The organism is Morganella sp. GD04133 (genome assembly GCF_029835375.1).
Classification (GTDB): domain Bacteria; phylum Pseudomonadota; class Gammaproteobacteria; order Enterobacterales; family Enterobacteriaceae; genus Morganella; species Morganella morganii_B.
In genome coordinates, this window is the sequence record NZ_JAODZS010000010.1 from 19,087 (window position 1) to 36,168 (window position 17,082).

13 protein-coding genes are annotated in these 17,082 nt (G+C 53.3%); 7 read left to right on the forward strand and 6 right to left on the reverse strand.

Going from position 1 to position 17,082, the window contains the following annotated elements:
* Window positions 1-168 precede the first annotated feature (168 nt).
* Together cysJ and cysI are read left to right on the forward strand one after the other, a co-directional pair.
* Window positions 169-1,965: an NADPH-dependent assimilatory sulfite reductase flavoprotein subunit gene (gene cysJ / locus N7387_RS06215; RefSeq protein ID WP_279797801.1), complete on the forward strand. Its 1,797-nt coding sequence runs from the start codon at window positions 169-171 to the stop codon at window positions 1,963-1,965.
* Window positions 1,965-3,692 (forward strand): assimilatory sulfite reductase (NADPH) hemoprotein subunit, encoded by a 1,728-nt coding sequence (cysI, locus tag N7387_RS06220; RefSeq protein WP_279797803.1) that lies wholly within the window; start codon window positions 1,965-1,967, stop codon window positions 3,690-3,692. Before cysJ ends, cysI begins: the two co-directional genes overlap by 1 nt.
* Window positions 3,693-3,749: 57 nt before the next feature.
* Here cysI and degQ read toward each other — a convergent pair whose 3' ends face one another.
* Window positions 3,750-5,144: a serine endoprotease DegQ gene (gene degQ / locus N7387_RS06225; protein WP_279797805.1), complete on the reverse strand. Its 1,395-nt coding sequence runs from the start codon at window positions 5,142-5,144 to the stop codon at window positions 3,750-3,752.
* Window positions 5,145-5,378: 234 nt separating this feature from the next.
* On the reverse strand, window positions 5,379-5,783 hold the full coding sequence (gene zapG, locus N7387_RS06230) for a Z-ring associated protein ZapG (protein WP_004236342.1): 405 nt from the start codon (window positions 5,781-5,783) through the stop codon (window positions 5,379-5,381).
* A gap of 184 nt (window positions 5,784-5,967) precedes the next feature.
* Here zapG and zapE point away from each other — a divergent pair, with 184 nt between their 5' ends.
* From zapE to sspB, 5 genes are all read left to right on the forward strand, one after another.
* On the forward strand, window positions 5,968-7,095 hold the full coding sequence (gene zapE / locus N7387_RS06235) for a cell division protein ZapE (RefSeq protein WP_279797809.1): 1,128 nt from the start codon (window positions 5,968-5,970) through the stop codon (window positions 7,093-7,095).
* Between the two features lie 240 nt (window positions 7,096-7,335).
* Window positions 7,336-7,764, forward strand: a complete 429-nt coding sequence (gene rplM / locus N7387_RS06240) for a 50S ribosomal protein L13 (RefSeq protein WP_004236344.1) — start codon at window positions 7,336-7,338, stop codon at window positions 7,762-7,764.
* 15 nt (window positions 7,765-7,779) lie between these two features.
* Entirely contained in the window at window positions 7,780-8,172 is a 393-nt protein-coding gene (gene rpsI / locus N7387_RS06245) for a 30S ribosomal protein S9 (RefSeq protein ID WP_015422974.1), read from the forward strand.
* Window positions 8,173-8,518: 346 nt separating this feature from the next.
* Entirely contained in the window at window positions 8,519-9,169 is a 651-nt protein-coding gene (gene sspA / locus N7387_RS06250; RefSeq protein ID WP_025151824.1) for a stringent starvation protein SspA, read from the forward strand.
* Between the two features lie 6 nt (window positions 9,170-9,175).
* A complete protein-coding gene (sspB, locus tag N7387_RS06255; RefSeq protein ID WP_025151823.1) occupies window positions 9,176-9,664 on the forward strand; it encodes a ClpXP protease specificity-enhancing factor in 489 nt (162 codons plus the stop codon).
* 58 nt (window positions 9,665-9,722) lie between these two features.
* Here the strand turns inward: sspB and N7387_RS06260 are convergent, their stop codons facing one another.
* The 4 genes from N7387_RS06260 to gltB all read right to left on the reverse strand — a co-directional run bounded on the left by N7387_RS06260 (window position 9,723) and on the right by gltB (window position 16,879).
* Window positions 9,723-10,250 (reverse strand): hypothetical protein, encoded by a 528-nt coding sequence (locus tag N7387_RS06260; RefSeq protein ID WP_262861001.1) that lies wholly within the window; start codon window positions 10,248-10,250, stop codon window positions 9,723-9,725.
* Window positions 10,213-10,794, reverse strand: a complete 582-nt coding sequence (locus tag N7387_RS06265) for a hypothetical protein (protein WP_262861000.1) — start codon at window positions 10,792-10,794, stop codon at window positions 10,213-10,215. Before N7387_RS06265 ends, N7387_RS06260 begins: the two co-directional genes overlap by 38 nt.
* Window positions 10,795-10,991: 197 nt before the next feature.
* The gene (locus tag N7387_RS06270; RefSeq protein WP_279797816.1) at window positions 10,992-12,410 is read right to left on the reverse strand and encodes an FAD-dependent oxidoreductase; all 1,419 of its coding nucleotides are present in this window, start codon (window positions 12,408-12,410) and stop codon (window positions 10,992-10,994) included.
* 11 nt (window positions 12,411-12,421) lie between these two features.
* Window positions 12,422-16,879 carry a glutamate synthase large subunit gene (gltB, locus tag N7387_RS06275; RefSeq protein WP_279797817.1) on the reverse strand — a complete coding sequence of 1,486 codons (4,458 nt, stop codon included), beginning with the start codon at window positions 16,877-16,879 and terminating at the stop codon, window positions 12,422-12,424.
* Between the last annotated feature and the right edge of the window lie 203 nt (window positions 16,880-17,082).

The following is a 17,082-nucleotide window of genomic DNA, read 5'->3' on the forward strand; positions in this document are numbered from 1 at the left end:
TCTGTGTGTAACCCGGAGAGATACGGTTGGTAAATAATCATCATGATATATCAGATTATTTTGTTATGAGTTATGGCTTTATTTTCTTATTCTCAATAGGCCGTAATGCGATAACCTGGAAAATAACGGAATAATAATCACAATGAGCAATGCGGGAGTAACGGGATTATGGCAGCACAGATACCGCCGGAGCAGGTATTTCCGGTTTCTGCGGAGCAGCTTGCGGCTTTGCAGACAGCAACAGCAGGTTTTACCTCTCAGCAACTGGCCTGGTTATCCGGTTATTTGTGGGGACGGGGAAATACGTCTGTACCGGCAGATATTTCTCCGGCATTAAATACAACAGACCGTGAGATTATTACGCTTATTTCTGCCTCGCAAACCGGTAATGCACGTCGCGTGTGTGAAGAATTAAAAACGCGTTTTCTCAGTGAGAAATTCGCGGTTAATTTAGTGAATGCCGGAGACTATAAATATAAGCAACTCGCCAAGGAGAAGATTGTCATTATTGTGACATCTACTCAGGGGGACGGTGAACCACCGGAAGAAGCGGTGGCATTTTATAAATATCTGCATTCATCAAAAAGGCCGGATCTCAGCGGAACTGCTTATGCTGTTTTCTCGCTGGGGGATTCGTCATACGAAAAATTCTGTCAGGCAGGAATCGATTTTGATACTCAGCTGACAAAGGCCGGTGCAACCGCACTTGTGCCGAGAACAGATGCGGATGTGGATTATCAGGCAGCGGCAGCGGCGTGGACTGAATCACTGACACAGGTGCTGAAAGCGCGGGGCAGTGCGGCGGGAAGTTCGCTGCAGACTGTCGCTCAGGCGGTTAGTGTCACTGAAAACCGTTACAGCAAAGAGGCACCGCTGACGGTATCTCTCTCCGTTAATCAGAAAATTACCGGTCGTAATTCACTGAAAGATGTGCGGCATATTGAAATTTCTGCGGGGGATTCCGGTCTGCATTATCAGCCCGGTGATGCGCTCGGGGTCTGGTTTGAGAATAACCCGGTACTGGCGGATGAGATTATCAGCCTGCTGCATGCGGATGCGGCAACGGCGATCACGGTATCCGGCAATACCTGCAGCCTGCGCGAGGCATTGATCCGGCATCTGGAGCTTACACAGAATAACGGGGTGACGGTCAGCAAATACGCTCAGTTATCACAGCATGACGTGTTATCCGCTCTGATCAGTGATAAGCAGGCTGCGCTGCATTACGCGCAGACTACGCCTGTCGCGGAAATGCTGCGTCAGGCACCTTCCCGGCCTTCTGCACAGGCTTTTGCCGATATTCTCCGGCCACTGACTCCAAGGCTTTATTCAATTTCATCCTCACAGGCAGAGGCGGACGATGAAATTCATCTGACGGTCGGTGTGGTGCGTTATGACACGAATGGCCGGGCGCGGACCGGCGGGGCTTCCGAGTTTCTCGCCGACCAGATACAGGAGGGCGGGGAGGTGCGGGTTTTCATTGAATCTAATGATAATTTCCGCCTGCCTGCCGACCCGGATGTGCCGGTCATTATGATCGGCGCGGGTACCGGTATTGCGCCGTTCCGCGCCTTTATGCAGCAGCGGGAAAATGACGGTGCCTCTGGTAAAAACTGGCTTTTCTACGGCAATCAGCATTTTACCGAGGATTTTCTGTATCAGACCGAATGGCAGCGTTATGTCCGTGACGGCGTGCTGACCCATATCTCGCTGGCCTGGTCGCGGGATAAACCGGCGAAAACCTATGTCCAGGACAAACTGCGCGAGCAGGGAGCGGACGTGTGGCGCTGGATTGAGGACGGCGCACATATTTACGTCTGCGGTAATGCAGGCCTGATGGCCCGTGATACCGAGGACGCATTACTGGCGATCATCAGCCGGTACGGTAACCGGGATCATGAATCAGCCGATGAGTTTTTAAGTGAGCTGCGCACAGCGCGCCGGTATCAGAGGGATGTCTATTAATGAGCGATAAACACAACGGGCCTTTAATCGTGGAAGGCAAACTGAGCGACAGCGAAAGAATGAAGCGCGACAGCAACTATCTGCGCGGCACCATCAAAGAGGATCTGAGCAACGGGCTGACCGGCGGATTTGAGGGGGATAACTTCCTGCTGATCCGCTTTCACGGCATGTATCAGCAGGATGACCGCGATATCCGGACGGAACGCACAGAACAGAAACTGGAGCCGCGCCACGCCATGATGCTGCGCTGCCGATTGCCGGGAGGGGTGATCACCCCGGAACAGTGGCTGAAAATAGACAAGTTCGCCGCAGAGCAGACGCTGTACGGCAGTATCCGGATCACCAACCGGCAGACGTTTCAGTTCCACGGTATTCTGAAAGGGGATGTTAAACCGGCGCATCAGATGCTGCATGAGGCGGGGCTGGATTCACTGGCGACCGCCAATGATGTGAACCGCAATGTACTCTGCACCTCAAATCCGGTTCAGTCCGGCCTGCACCGGGAAGCGTATGAATGGGCGAAAAAAATCTCCGAACATCTGCTGCCGCGTACCCGCGCTTATGCTGAAATCTGGCTGGATAAAGAAAAAGTGGCGGCAACCGATGAGGAACCGATCTTAGGTGAAACCTATCTGCCGCGTAAGTTTAAAACCTCGGTGGTGATCCCGCCGCTGAATGATGTTGATTTACACGCTAATGATATGAACTTTGTGGCGATTGAGGAAAACGGCAAACTGATGGGTTTTAATGTGCTGGTGGGTGGCGGTCTGGCAATGACCCACGGAGATACCGCGACGTTTCCCCGTCTCGCCAGTGAATTCGGTTTTATCCCGCTGAAAGACACACTGGCGGTGGCGGAGGCGATAGTCACTACCCAGCGCGACTGGGGAAACCGGACGGAGCGCAAAAATGCCAAAACCAAATACACGCTGGAGCGGGTGGGGGTTGACACATTTAAACAGGAAACCGAACGGCGTGCCGGTATCACGTTTGCCCCGATCCGCCCGTATGAATTCACCCTGCGCGGTGACCAGATCGGCTGGTTAAAAGGGATTGATGATCACTGGCATCTGACGCTGTTTGTTGAAAACGGGCGTCTGATCGATTTACCGGGTAAGCCGTTAAAAACCGGTGTGGCGGAAATCGCCAGAATCCACTGCGGGGATTTCCGGTTAACCGCCAATCAGAACCTGATTATCGCCGGTATTCCGGAGGCGGAAAAATCCCGCATTGAATCCATTGCACGGGCACACGGCCTTATCAGCGATAATGTCACGCCGCTGCGGGAAAATTCCATGGCCTGTGTGTCATTCCCGACCTGTCCGCTGGCAATGGCGGAAGCGGAGCGCTTTCTGCCTGAGTTTGTCACAGAGGTTGAGAAAATTATGTCTTCACACGGTGTGGGGAATGAAGAGATTGTTCTGCGGGTCACCGGCTGCCCGAACGGCTGCGGAAGGGCCATGTTGTCAGAGGTGGGATTGGTCGGTAAAGCGCCGGATCGCTATAACCTGCATCTCGGTGGTAACCGCACCGGCACCCGTATTCCGCGCATGTACCGCGAAAATATCAGCTCAGCAGCTATTTTATCGGTGCTTGATGAGCTTATCGGTCGCTGGTCACAGGCGCGGACGGACGGGGAGGATTTCGGTGATTATCTGATCCGCGCCGGGGTGGTGAAACCGGTTCTGAATTCCGCCGTGGATTTTTATGAGGCCGGCGCCGCCTGAAATAAAAAACCGCGCCGTGTTACGCGGCGCGGTTTCAGTACTCACTGCAAAAATGTATCAGCGACCGGCATTATTCAGCAGCAGATAGATATTGTCGTCGCCGCGTAAAATATTCAGTGCCAGCACGCTTGGCTTGCCGTCGATAATTTTGCGCAGTTCAACAATGGTCATCACACGCTGATTGTTGACGCCGATAATCAGGTCACCCGGCTGAAGGCCGGACATGGCCGCCGGAGAATCTTTCTGTACCGCGTCAATATTAACGCCTTTATTACCCTCTTTATTGCTGCCGTTACTCAGGGTTGCGCCCTGCAGCAGAGTGGTCAGGTTTTCCGCTTTGGTGGTCTGGCCTTCGCTGTCATCCAGTATCACGGTGACTTCCTGCGGTTTGCCTTTGCGCAGCAGACCAATTTTCACTTCTTTGCCCGGCGCGGTGGTGCCGATTTTGGCTCTCAGTTCCGCAAAGCTGCTGACACGTTTGCCGTCAACGGAGACCAGCACGTCACCGGATTTAATCCCCGCTTTGGCGGCGGCAGATTTCGGGATCACTTCACTGACAAACGCTCCGCGCTGGGCTTCCACATTCATTGCCTTGGCGATATCGGCGTTCATTTCAGTCCCGCGGATGCCGAGGGAGCCGCGTTTGACTTCACCGGTGGCAATCAGCTGGGAGGTCAGGTCTTTGGCCATGTTACTCGGGATAGCAAAGCCGATCCCGATATTACCGCCGCCCGGTGCCAAAATCGCGGTGTTGATACCGATCAGTTCACCGTTGAGATTTACCAGCGCACCACCAGAGTTACCCCGGTTGATGGAGGCGTCGGTCTGGATAAAGTTTTCCAGCCCTTCCACATTCAGGCCGCTGCGGCCTAATGCTGAGATAATCCCGGAGGTTGCGGTCTGACCCAGACCAAACGGGTTACCGACAGCAACGGTGAAATCACCGACGCGCAGTTTATCGGAATCCGCCAGGGTGATGGCGGTCAGGTTCGGGGCATTTTTCACCTGTAACAGGGCAATGTCGGTCTGCGGATCACGACCGATTAAGGTCGCGTCATATTTGCGGCCGTCATTGAGCTGGATCTGAATTTTATCTGCATTCTGGATAACGTGGTTGTTGGTCAGAATATAGCCTTTCTGTGCATCAATAATGACGCCGGAACCCTGTCCCTGGAAGGGACGGACACTTTCCTGCTGTGACGGCATATTCGGACCGAAGAAGAATTTAAACTCTTCCGGCACCTGCTGACGGGCAACGGCTGTCCCGGAGACTTCTACGCTGACCACCGCAGGCAGTACTTTTTCCAGCATCGGTGCCAGGCTCGGCAGCGATTCGCCGGTGGCCATTTTGGCCGGTAACGCTGCATTGGATACCGCAGGCAGTGCCGCGAGGGATAACCCGAGGCTGATGGCAACAGCACTGAGCAGGTTTTTTTTCTTTTTATTCATCATTCGTTTTGTGTCTCATCAATTAATAAGCTGAATCTGCAGGCATGAGAAGCCGCAGCATACGCAGATACTCCTATGACTCTATGTGTGTGTAAAAGTTCCGCATTCAACGGAAATAAAATAACCTTTACAAGGCTTTACGTGAACTGAAGATTAGTGCGGGGAATGGTTCGGGAGGCTGCATTAAGCGGCTGAATTCAGGCGGAAAAAAACCGCAGTCGCCTGCGGTTTTAATGATTAGCTTTCTTTGTTTTCGACGGGACGGAACAGGCCGGATGAGCCGTCTGAATAATCCCGCGGCGGCATTTTTACCGGCGCCTGATCATTATCGGCCTCAGCTTCCGTCAGGCGGTAGCTGAACGGATTATCCTGTGCGGACAGTTCCGGCATCAGTTCTGATGAACTTTTCGCCATGTGCTGATATAACTGGCGGTAATCTTTCGCCATGTTATCCAGCAGTTCTGCACTGCGGGCAAAGTGGCTGACCAGCTCTTTGCGGTACTCTTCCAGCTCGGCCTTGTTCTTTTCCAGGTCCCGTTTCATGGCTTCCTGCTCTCTGAACTTAGAACTGCCCAGACGAACGGCCAGCGCACCAATGATTAAACCAACTGCTAATCCGATGAGTGCATATACCCAAATCATGGCTACTCCTTTAAGTGCATCATGCGCGTTAGAATCTGTTGTCACTATAACCGGATTTGCTGTCCGGGGGGAATAGTGAAGGTAAGGCTTTCCGGCATTATCCCGGATTTCCGGGTATAATACCCGCCGCTACATCATAAAAATCTCAATAAAAACCTCTGATAATATTAAGGGATTACTGTTTATGAGCACAACACCGCGTGAGTTGTATCAGCAGGCACTGAACGGCAGCGGATTTGCGCCGGACGAGGTGCAGCGGCGTACCGTTGAACGGCTGACAGAGATGCATCAGGCGCTCCTGATGCGCACACCGAGTTCCCCCGGGCCGGAAAAAGGGCTGCGCGGCACCCTGAGCCGCTGGCTGAAAAAAGCGCCTGAACCGGTGAGTTGTCCGCCGGTACAGGGCATTTATATGTGGGGCGGGGTCGGGCGCGGCAAAACCTGGCTGATGGATCTGTTTTATGACAGCCTGCCCGGGCCGCGCAAGCTGCGGCGGCATTTCCACCGTTTTATGCTGCGGGTGCATGAGGCGCTGACGGCGCTTCAGGGACATGAAAATCCGCTGGAAAGTATCGCCGACGGTTTTGCACAGGAAACGGATGTTCTCTGTTTCGATGAATTTTTTGTCTCCGATATCACCGATGCCATGATCCTCGGCACTCTTCTGGAAGCGCTGTTTCAGCGCGGTATCGCGCTGGTGGCGACCTCCAATATCCCGCCGGATGACCTGTACCGTAACGGATTACAGCGCGCCCGGTTTCTGCCGGCCATTGAACAGATCAAAAAATATTGTGATGTGCTGAATGTGGATGCGGGAATTGATTACCGCCTGCGTACCCTGACACAGGCGCATCTGTGGCTGACCCCTGTGGATACGGAAACGTCAGCGGCAATGGACAGCATATTCTCCCGGCTGACCGGTGGGCAGAAAGCCGGACAGGCGGCACTGACCATCAATCACCGTCAGCTGCCGGTGGTGCGGGAAACGGACGGCGTGCTGGCGGTGACCTTCCGGACGCTGTGCGAGGATGCGCGCAGCCAGCTCGACTATATTGCGCTGTCGAAAATCTATCACACCGTACTTTTATATGATGTTCCGGTGCTGACAACGGAAAATGAGAATGCCGCACGGCGTTTTCTGGCGCTGGTGGATGAGTTTTATGAGCGGAAAGTAAAACTGGTTATTCAGGCGCAGAACGCGATGGATTCTCTCTATCAGGGGCAATTATTGTCCTTTGAGTTCGCCAGATGCCTCTCCCGGTTACAGGAAATGCAAAGTGAAGAGTACCTGAAACTGCCGCATCTGATATAATGCGCCCCCCGAAAAGGGTTTCGGGGAAATTTTTTTAATTTGGGGTCGATTTTTTGCAGGGACTTCTCTATAATCTTGCGACCCCACGTTACAGCGGTTTTCTTTATTTCCCAAAGAAGACTGCAACTAGCGCCAGATGATTCTGCTCGAAGGGGTAGGTTTACTGGACAAGCGTCGTGTGAGCCTCAGTTTCTGAACATTGGTTCACCAACATGTAACTTATTTATTGGGTAAGCTTTAATGAAAACTTTTACAGCTAAACCAGAAAGCGTACAACGCGACTGGTTCGTTGTTGATGCAACCGGCAAAACGTTAGGCCGTCTTGCAACTGAATTAGCCCGCCGCCTGCGCGGTAAGCACAAAGCGGAATATACTCCTCACGTTGACACCGGTGATTACATCATCGTTCTGAACGCAGAAAAAGTTGCTGTAACCGGCAACAAGCGTACAGACAAAGTGTACTATCGCCACACTGGCTACGTTGGTGGTATTAAGCAAGCGACCTTCGAAGAGATGATCGCACGCCATCCTGAGCGCGTTATTGAAATCGCTGTGAAAGGCATGTTGCCGAAAGGCCCTCTGGGTCGTGCAATGTACCGTAAACTGAAAGTTTACGCAGGTAACGAGCACAATCACGCGGCACAGCAACCGCAAGTTCTGGACATTTAATCGGGATTATAGGCAATGGCTGAAAATCAATACTACGGCACTGGTCGCCGCAAAAGTTCATCCGCTCGTGTCTTTATTAAGCCGGGTAGTGGTAACATCGTCATCAACCAACGCAGCCTCGAAAACTATTTCGGCCGCGAAACAGCACGCATGGTCGTTCGCCAGCCGCTGGAACTGGTTGAAATGTTAGAAAAACTGGACCTGTACATCACTGTTAAAGGTGGTGGTATCTCTGGTCAGGCAGGCGCAATCCGTCACGGTATCACCCGTGCTCTGATGGCGTACGACGAATCTCTGCGTTCTGAGCTGCGTAAAGCCGGCTTCGTAACGCGTGATGCACGTGAAGTTGAACGTAAAAAAGTGGGTCTGCGCAAAGCACGTCGCCGTCCACAGTTCTCCAAACGTTAATCACTGGTTTCGTTGGAATACAAAAAACCCGCCACCGGCGGGTTTTTTTATAACCGTACAACTGCCGCAAATTATCCCGTCATAACCTGTAGTTTCATGTTTATTTCATGAATCTGTCGCTGTTAACCCCCATTTCTGGTGTTTTTGAATGATTTTTTGCCCGGAGTCACCCTAAGTTGGGCAAAATCTGGTAAACTGGCACAAACATTTTCTCGCCCCTGAACACACTGCCGCGCGCCCGGATTGGCTCGCTGTGGTTTTCTTTCCCGGATTCAGTGAGAGATTACAGGTAGGAATGGCGTAGTGCGCTGTTCATTCCTTTATTTTGATAAACTTGGAGGTTTTCATGGCTGTCGCTGCCAACAAACGTTCGGTAATGACTCTGTTCTCCGGCCCGACCGATATTTTCAGCCACCAGGTACGGATTGTACTGGCGGAAAAAGGGGTAAGTTTTGAAATTGAGCATGTCGAAGCAGGCAATCTGCCACAAGACCTGATCGATCTGAACCCATACCAGACGGTACCGACACTCGTGGATCGCGAGCTGACCTTATATGATTCACGTATTATCATGGAATACCTTGATGAGCGTTTCCCGCATCCGCCACTGATGCCTGTTTACCCGGTGATGCGTGCGCAGAGCCGTGTGATGATGCACCGCATCGAGCAGGACTGGTACTCGCTGATGAATAAAATTGAAAAGGGCTCTGCCCAGGAAGCGAACCAGGCCCGCAAACAGTTAACGGAAGAGCTGGTTGCCGTTTCGCCGGTATTCAAAGAATATCCGTATTTTATGAATGAAGAATTCAGCCTGGTGGACTGCTATCTGTCCCCGCTGTTATGGCGTCTGCCGGTACTGGGTATCGACCTGTCCGCACGTCCGTCTTCGGATACCAAACATCTGCAGTTCTACATGCAGCGCGTGTTTGAGCGTGACTCTTTCCTGGCTTCCCTGACGGAAGCTGAGCGTGAGATGCGTTTACAGTCACGGGGTTAATCACTGATGGATATTCAGGAATTAACACCGCGCCGCCCTTATCTGTTGCGGGCACACTATGAGTGGTTACTGGATAATGAGCTGACACCCCATCTGGTGGTGGATGTGAACACCCCCGGTGTCAATGTGCCGATGGAGTATGCTCAGGATGGACAGATTGTCCTGAATATTGCACCGCGTGCTGTGGGCAATCTGGAAATGACCAACGAGTGGGTCGGTTTTAATGCCCGTTTCGGCGGCGTTCCGCGTCAGGTGGATGTGCCGATGGCCGCCATTATTGCGGTCTACGCCCGTGAAAACGGTGCGGGTATGATGTTTGAGCCGGAAGTGGCTTATGAGGCTGCGGAAGACGAAGACATTCTGACCCCGGCGGTGGATAACATCACCCTGATCCACGACGAACCGGCAAAACCGGCGGAAGAAAGCACTGACGGGGATGACCCGGAGCCGCCGAAACCACCGCGTGGCCGTCCGAACTTACGTGTCGTGAAGTAACAACCGATAAATAAAAAAGACCGCTTTCGCGGTCTTTTTTATTGAAATTCTGCGGAGGCTACCGGAGTATCGGGCAGGTAAATGTTTTTGCTTCTTTGTCTGCAATAAACGTCTCAATGCAGGCTATTTTTGTGCGAAGGTGTTGTTTTTCATCTGCGGATAACTGATTAATCTGATTATCCACGGTTTCAGCCGAGCGGTAATAGAGAAGTGTATCCGGTACAACCACGGTATTAAACTCAGTTAAGGCATTGTTCCGGGTTTTTACGTCTTTAAGCATTAATAACCGGGCATCAGCATAGTGCACGATAGTGTCAGGTGAAGGATAACGCAGCATCTTTTCACCATACATTTTTCCGGCAGCTGACCAGTTTTTTTTTGCCATTGCGTTGACAGCCGGCGTATTAAATTGCGAAAGCACGGCATCATCAGGTGATATCGCAGCATTTTTCAGGCCATCAAGAACCAGGCCGGGTTGCCGGGCATCAGCCGTATTTTTCAAAACAAGCGTATCAATACCGGCACTGGCAGGTGCAATAAAAAGACTATTAACGAGTAACAGTAACACGACCGACAGTTTTTCCATCTCCGCTCCTGCAACGAATAAGATATTCGTATAATTCTGTCCATTTGGTAGGGTCAACAGTAATACAGCCTAAAGTACCTCTTCCGGGATGTAAATACCGGTCATTATTACCCGGGACTGCATTTCCTGTTCCCAAATAAAACCAATTTTTGGCAAACGGTGATTGTACGGTATATCCCAAACCGCCATCATGCGGGAAATCAGGTATTTGAATATTGTGAATACCCACGGGGATTGGGTTGATATCATCGGTGAAGGCATGTATTTTCCCGTAAGGATATTCCAGTATTTCATTTGAAACAGAAAAACTGAGTGACGCGGCTGATCGGTAATTCGGACTGACCCGTGATAAATATCCCTCTTTAACAGAAAAGTTTTTCCCTTTTTCAACACCTTCTAACGCTGTAAAATAGTCGCGACCATTCTTATTACTGGTCACATCAACTTTTAATGTACCGGGGAGTGCAATAATATTTTGTGCGGGTTCTCTTTTGACATTAAGCCAGCCATCTGCACCGCCTGTAATATAGCGTAAATCTGCCATTGGATATTTCCTTATGATCCGAAATTCAGATAATACTAACAGCCGGTAATTAAAAATAAATGAGTAGTAATAATTAGACAATAAAACGGTGCCGTCAAATCTGAAACACAAAACCGGATTTCAGGGGACAGACAATAACGGGAAGGGAAATTTTCAGCCTTCCCGTTACCGGGTTTTATAGAAGTGTGGATCCGTTTTTATACATGCAGATAATCCAGAATACTTTCTGCCGCCCGGCGGCCTTCGGCAATAGCGGTAACCACCAGATCCGAACCGCGTACCACATCCCCCCCGGCGAAAATGCCGCTGACAGAGGTTTCAAACGGATAGGTTGCCTGTGCCGGGGCGCTGATCCGCCCCTGCTGATCCCGTGTGACACTGAGAGCATCCAGCCACGGCATCGCGTGCGGCCGGAAACCGAACGCGATAATGACCGCATCGGCATCAATAACAAAAGCGGAATTATCATCCGTTTCAATCTGACGGCGGCCGCTGCTGTCCGCATCACCCAACCGGGTGGTTAATACACGGACACCACAAGCGTTACCCGTTGCATCGGTTTCAATAGCCGATGGCTGACAGTTAAAACGGAAAGTAACCCCTTCTTCTTTGGCATTTTTCACCTCACGGCGCGAACCCGGCATATTCTCCTCGTCGCGGCGGTATACACAGGTCACTTCCGCCGCCCCCTGACGGATGGCGGTCCGCAGACAATCCATTGCGGTATCTCCGCCGCCGAGGACCACGACGCGTTTATTTTTCAGGTCAATAAACGGGGCAGAATCCTCATCCGGCAGTCCCATCACCTGGCGGGTATTGCCAATCAGATACGGCAGGGCGCTGTATACCCCGGCGGCATCTTCATTTTTGAGCCCGCCGCTCATCGGCTGATAGGTGCCCGCGCCAATAAAGACGGCATCATAATTCTGCTGTAATTCACTGAGCGTGATCTCTTTTCCGATCTCGGTATTCAGCTGAAATTCCACACCCATCTCTGTGAACAGTTCACGGCGGCGCTGCATAATGGATTTTTCCAGCTTAAACGACGGAATACCAAAGGTGAGAAGTCCGCCGATTTCCGGGTGCTTATCAAACACCACCGGGGTGACGCCGTTGCGGATCAGGACATCGGCACAGGCCAGACCGGCAGGACCGGCACCGATCACGGCAACTTTTTTTCCTGTCGGGCGGACAGCAGAGAGATCCGGTCTCCAGCCCATCTCAAAGGCTTTATCGGTAATGTAACGTTCAATATTGCCGATAGTGACCGCACCGAACTCGTCATGCAGGGTGCAGGCACCCTCACATAGCCGGTCCTGCGGGCACACCCGGCCGCACACTTCCGGCAGACTGTTGGTCTGGTGTGACAACTCAGCGGCCTCAATAATCCGGCCTTCCTCCGCCAGCCGCAGCCAGTTGGGGATATAGTTATGTACCGGGCATTTCCATTCACAGTACGGATTACCGCAGCCGAGGCAGCGGGTTGCCTGCGCTTTCACCTGCGGCGGCGAAAAAGGCTCATAAATCTCGATAAATTTGGTTTTACGGAGTGCCAGCGGCAGCTTTTGCGGATCTGTACGCTGTAATTCAATAAACTGATAAACATTGCGGCTCATCTTGATTCCCCTTACTGTGCCCGGACCCGTAATTCACTGTCTGACCGGTTGTTTATCCCGGCAAGTGCATGAATATCCGCAGATTTCGGCTTGACGAGGATAAACCGCCCGGCCTGTTCTGTCCATTCTCTGAGAAGTGCATCTGCTCTGGCGGAGCCGGTCAGGCGGCGGTGGTCTTCCAGCATGCCGCGCAGGTGTTCCTGCAGAACCGGCAGCCCGCTGATATCGCGGGTTTCCGCCATTTCCGGATTAACACGCCCGGCGGCGGTGCCGTCTTCATCATAGAGATATGCGAATCCGCCGGTCATCCCGGCAGCGAAGTTAATCCCGGTTTTGCCGAGCACACAGACAATCCCGCCGGTCATATATTCACAGCCGTTATCACCGACACTCTCGACCACCGCGAGAGCGCCGGAGTTACGGACAGCAAAGCGCTCTCCGGCACGGCCTGCGGCATAGAGTTTGCCGCCGGTGGCACCATACAGACAGGTATTACCGGCAATCGTGGTGTCATGAGCGGCAAAGGCGGAGCCCAGGTGAGGATGCAGAACAATCTGCCCGCCCGCCATGCCTTTACCAACGTAGTCGTTGGCATCACCCGTGAGCGTCAGTTCAATCCCGGCGGCATTCCAGACGCCGAAACTCTGCCCGGCAGTGCCGGTAAAATACAGTTTCAGTGGTGAGGCGGCGATCCCGCTGTTGCCGTACAATTCCGCCACAAAGCCGGAGAGGGCAGCCCCCACCGAGCGGTCGGTATTGCGGATATCGTAATAAAAAGCGCGGGATTGCTGTGTTTGCACGCAGGTACGGGTATCTTCCAGGATGCGGCGGTTCAGTTCACCCTTATCAAACGGCGGATTGGTTTGTGAACAGAACAGAGCAGCACCCTCATGCGGCACCGGGGAGACCAGCAGATCAGACAGATTCAGTTTTTGCTGGCGGGCGGTGGTGCCTTCAATCCGAACCAGCAAATCTGTGCGGCCGATAAGATCAGTCAGTTTTCTTACACCCAGTTGCGCCATCAGCTCACGGGTTTCCTGCGCAATAAAGCGGAAATAGTTCATTACCCGCTCCGGCAGGCCGTGATAGTGATCGCGGCGCAGCGTTTCATCCTGGGTTGCCACGCCGGTGGCGCAGTTATTCAGGTGGCAGATGCGCAGATATTTGCAGCCGAGCGCGACCATCGGTCCGGTGCCGAAACCGAAGCTTTCCGCGCCGAGAATGGCGGCTTTGATGATATCCAGCCCGGTTTTCAGCCCGCCGTCTGTCTGTAAGCGGATTTTATGACGCAGACCGTTGCTCACCAGTGCCTGCTGGGCTTCCGCCAGCCCCAGCTCCCACGGCGTACCCGCGTATTTGACAGAGGTGAGCGGGCTGGCGCCGGTGCCGCCGTCATACCCCGAAATGGTGATAAAATCGGCATAGGCTTTCGCCACACCGGTGGCAATGGTGCCGACACCCGGTTCAGAAACCAGTTTGACGGAAATCAGTGCGTCCGGGTTGACCTGTTTGAGATCGAAAATCAGCTGAGCCAGATCTTCTATCGAGTAAATATCATGATGCGGCGGCGGAGAAATCAGGGTAACGCCGGGCACCGAATAGCGCAGCGAGGCGATATACGGCGTGACTTTATCACCGGGAAGCTGACCGCCTTCACCGGGTTTCGCGCCTTGTGCCACTTTGATCTGGATAACCCGCGCACTGCGCAGATACCCCGGTGTCACACCAAAGCGACCGGAGGCCACCTGTTTGATTTTAGAGTTTTTTTCCGTACCGAAGCGCGCCGGATCTTCGCCGCCTTCGCCGGAATTGGAACTGCCGCCGAGCCGGTTCATGGCGACAGCCAGTGCTTCATGGGCTTCCGGGCTGAGGGCACCGATAGACATGGCGGCGGTATCAAAGCGGGAAAACAGGGATTCAGCCGATTCGGTTTCATCAATACTGATAGGTTGTGTGTCGGTGCGCAGCGCCAGCAAATCGCGCAGCATAGCCGCCGGACGGCCGTTTACCAGGGCAGCGTAGTGCTGGTAATCCGCATAATGTCCGCTGTGAACCGCTTTTTGTAATGTTGCGATCACATCCGGGTTATAGGCGTGATATTCACTGTTATGAATGTATTTCAGCAGACCGCCCGCATCGAGCGGTTTGCGCGGCAGCCAGGCGAGACGGGACAGGTTATGCAGATCCTGCTGGAAATCACTGAAATCCGCACCGCCGATCCGGTTCGGCACACCCCGGAAACAGAGTTCCGCCACAGAATCACTCAGGCCGACCGCTTCAAACAGTTTGGCGCAGCGGTATGAGGAGACAGCAGAGATCCCCATTTTGGACATGATTTTATACAGTCCCTTGTTGATGCCGTTGCGGTAGTTGAGTAACACCTGCGCCGGTGAGTGCGTGAGGACGTTATCGCTGCACAGTTTCAGCAGGGATTCACAGGCAAGATAAGGGTAAATGGCGGTAGCGCCGAACCCGAGCAGGACGGCAAAATGGTGCGGGTCACGGGCACCGGCGGTTTCGGCAATAATGTTGGCATCACAGCGCAGGCTCCGGCTGACAAGGCGCTGCTGTACCGCACCGACAGCCATCGGTGCCGGGATAGGCAGGGTATCCGGGGAAGTCTGCCGGTCACTCAGCACCACCAGGACGGCACCGGCGCGGACAGCGGCTTCCGCATTATCACACAGGGTGCGGATTGCCTGCTCCAGTGTGGTTTCCTGCGGATCAAAGCAGAGTGACAGATGTTCCGCGCGGTAATAATCCGGATCGCGGCTCAGCAATTGTTCAAAGTCCGTGTGCATCAGTACCGGCGAGGCCATACTCAGCCGGTGTGCCTGGCCTTCCGCTTCGCAGAAAACATTCATTTCCCGGCCGATGCTGGTGGCGAGCGACATAACGTGGGCTTCCCGCAGCGGATCGACCGGCGGGTTGGTTACCTGGGCAAACTGCTGGCGGAAATAGTCATAAATCAGACGCGGGCGGGTGGAGAGTACCGCAAACGGGGTATCATCCCCCATCGAGCCGACCGCTTCCTGGCCGTTTTCCCCCAGCACGCGCAGCACTTGTTCCAGCTCTTCCAGGGTGTACCCGAACTGCTTCTGATACACCGCCAGTTGTGCATCATCCAGCGCACGCTGCGGCGGTGTTTTATGCATCAGATCCTGATACGGCGTGAGACGCACAACGTTTTTTTCCAGCCACGCCTTGTACGGATGACGGGTTTTGAGATCGTTATCGGTCTCGCGGGTATGCAGAATGCGGCCTTCCTGTGTATCGATCACCAGCAGTTCTCCCGGTCCGACACGGCCTTTTTCAGTGACCTCATCCGGCTGATAATCCCAGATGCCGATTTCAGAGGCGCAGGTGATCAGTTTATCTGTGGTGATCACATAGCGGGCGGGGCGCAGCCCGTTGCGGTCAAGGTTACAGGCGGCATAGCGCCCGTCAGAGATAACAATCCCCGCCGGGCCGTCCCACGGCTCCATATGCATGGAGTTAAAATCAAAAAAGGCGCGCAGATCATCATCCATGTCCGGATGATTCTGCCAGGCAGGCGGTACCAGCAATCGCATGGCGCGTACCAGATCCATCCCGCCGTTGAGAAACAGTTCCAGCATATTATCCAGTGAGCTGGAATCCGAACCGGTTTCATTCACAAACGGGGCGGCAGTGATGAGATCCGGGATCAGCGGCGTGCGGAATTTATAAGCGCGGGCACGTGCCCATTCGCGGTTACCGGTGATAGTGTTGATTTCGCCGTTATGAGCGAGATAGCGGAAAGGCTGTGCCAGCGGCCAGCGCGGAACGGTATTGGTTGAAAAGCGCTGATGAAACAGACAAATAGCAGATTCCATTCTTAAATCGGCCAGATCCGGATAAAAACGCGGCAGATCGGCGGCCATGCACAGGCCTTTATAAATCGTCACCAGATTGGATAAACTGCAGACATAAAAATCCGGGTCGCTGATGCGTTTTTCAATCCGGCGGCGCGCCATAAACAGGCGGCGTTCCAGATCCCGGGCCCGCCAGCCTGCGGGCGCATTGATAAAAACCTGCTCAATCTGCGGCATACCGGCGAGAGCGATTTCGCCGAGGATTTCCGGTCTGACCGGCACTTTACGCCAGCCTGCGATAAACAGCGTCTCGTCCGCCAGCTCTTCTTCGATAATATCGCGGCAGGCTTGTGCAATGACCGGATCCTGACTGAGAAACAGCATCCCGACTGCATAATTACGCGCCAGCCGCCATTCATTCTCCGCAGCAATCATCTGAAAGAAACGATCGGGTTTTTGTAATAACAAACCGCAGCCATCCCCGGTTTTGCCGTCGGCAAGGATCGCACCGCGATGCTGCATCCGCGCCAGTCCGCTGATGGCGGTACGCACAACTTTGTGGCTGGGGTGTCCTTCGAGGTGGGCAATCAGGCCGAAACCGCAGTTGTCCTTATCCTGTGACGGGTTATAAAGCATAAGTGGCCCCTTTTGCATGTCTCACATTAGGCCGCATTCCTGCGGCGAAGCTGTTTCCGGGCCTCAGTCAGCCCTGCTGACGACAGATATCTCAGCAAAGGGTATTGTGATGTTGTGTATATAATTATTATATCGGTGCTGACCACAGGTGATCCGGAACGTCATTTTTCAACTTACCGGGAAATACGGTGACGGTCAAATAT

What these genes read in the sequence shown, in the direction of transcription:
- sspB (WP_025151823.1), top strand. Translation starts at nt 9,176, where the DNA reads ATGGATATTCAGGAATTAACACCGCGCCGCCCTTATCTGTTGCGGGCA.
- N7387_RS06270 (WP_279797816.1), bottom strand. Translation starts at nt 12,410, where the DNA reads ATGAGCCGCAATGTTTATCAGTTTATTGAATTACAGCGTACAGATCCG.
- cysJ (WP_279797801.1), top strand. Translation starts at nt 169, where the DNA reads ATGGCAGCACAGATACCGCCGGAGCAGGTATTTCCGGTTTCTGCGGAG.
- zapG (WP_004236342.1), bottom strand. Translation starts at nt 5,783, where the DNA reads ATGATTTGGGTATATGCACTCATCGGATTAGCAGTTGGTTTAATCATT.
- N7387_RS06265 (WP_262861000.1), bottom strand. Translation starts at nt 10,794, where the DNA reads ATGGCAGATTTACGCTATATTACAGGCGGTGCAGATGGCTGGCTTAAT.
- rpsI (WP_015422974.1), top strand. Translation starts at nt 7,780, where the DNA reads ATGGCTGAAAATCAATACTACGGCACTGGTCGCCGCAAAAGTTCATCC.
- sspA (WP_025151824.1), top strand. Translation starts at nt 8,519, where the DNA reads ATGGCTGTCGCTGCCAACAAACGTTCGGTAATGACTCTGTTCTCCGGC.
- cysI (WP_279797803.1), top strand. Translation starts at nt 1,965, where the DNA reads ATGAGCGATAAACACAACGGGCCTTTAATCGTGGAAGGCAAACTGAGC.
- degQ (WP_279797805.1), bottom strand. Translation starts at nt 5,144, where the DNA reads ATGATGAATAAAAAGAAAAAAAACCTGCTCAGTGCTGTTGCCATCAGC.
- N7387_RS06260 (WP_262861001.1), bottom strand. Translation starts at nt 10,250, where the DNA reads ATGGAAAAACTGTCGGTCGTGTTACTGTTACTCGTTAATAGTCTTTTT.
- gltB (WP_279797817.1), bottom strand. Translation starts at nt 16,879, where the DNA reads ATGCTTTATAACCCGTCACAGGATAAGGACAACTGCGGTTTCGGCCTG.
- rplM (WP_004236344.1), top strand. Translation starts at nt 7,336, where the DNA reads ATGAAAACTTTTACAGCTAAACCAGAAAGCGTACAACGCGACTGGTTC.
- zapE (WP_279797809.1), top strand. Translation starts at nt 5,968, where the DNA reads ATGAGCACAACACCGCGTGAGTTGTATCAGCAGGCACTGAACGGCAGC.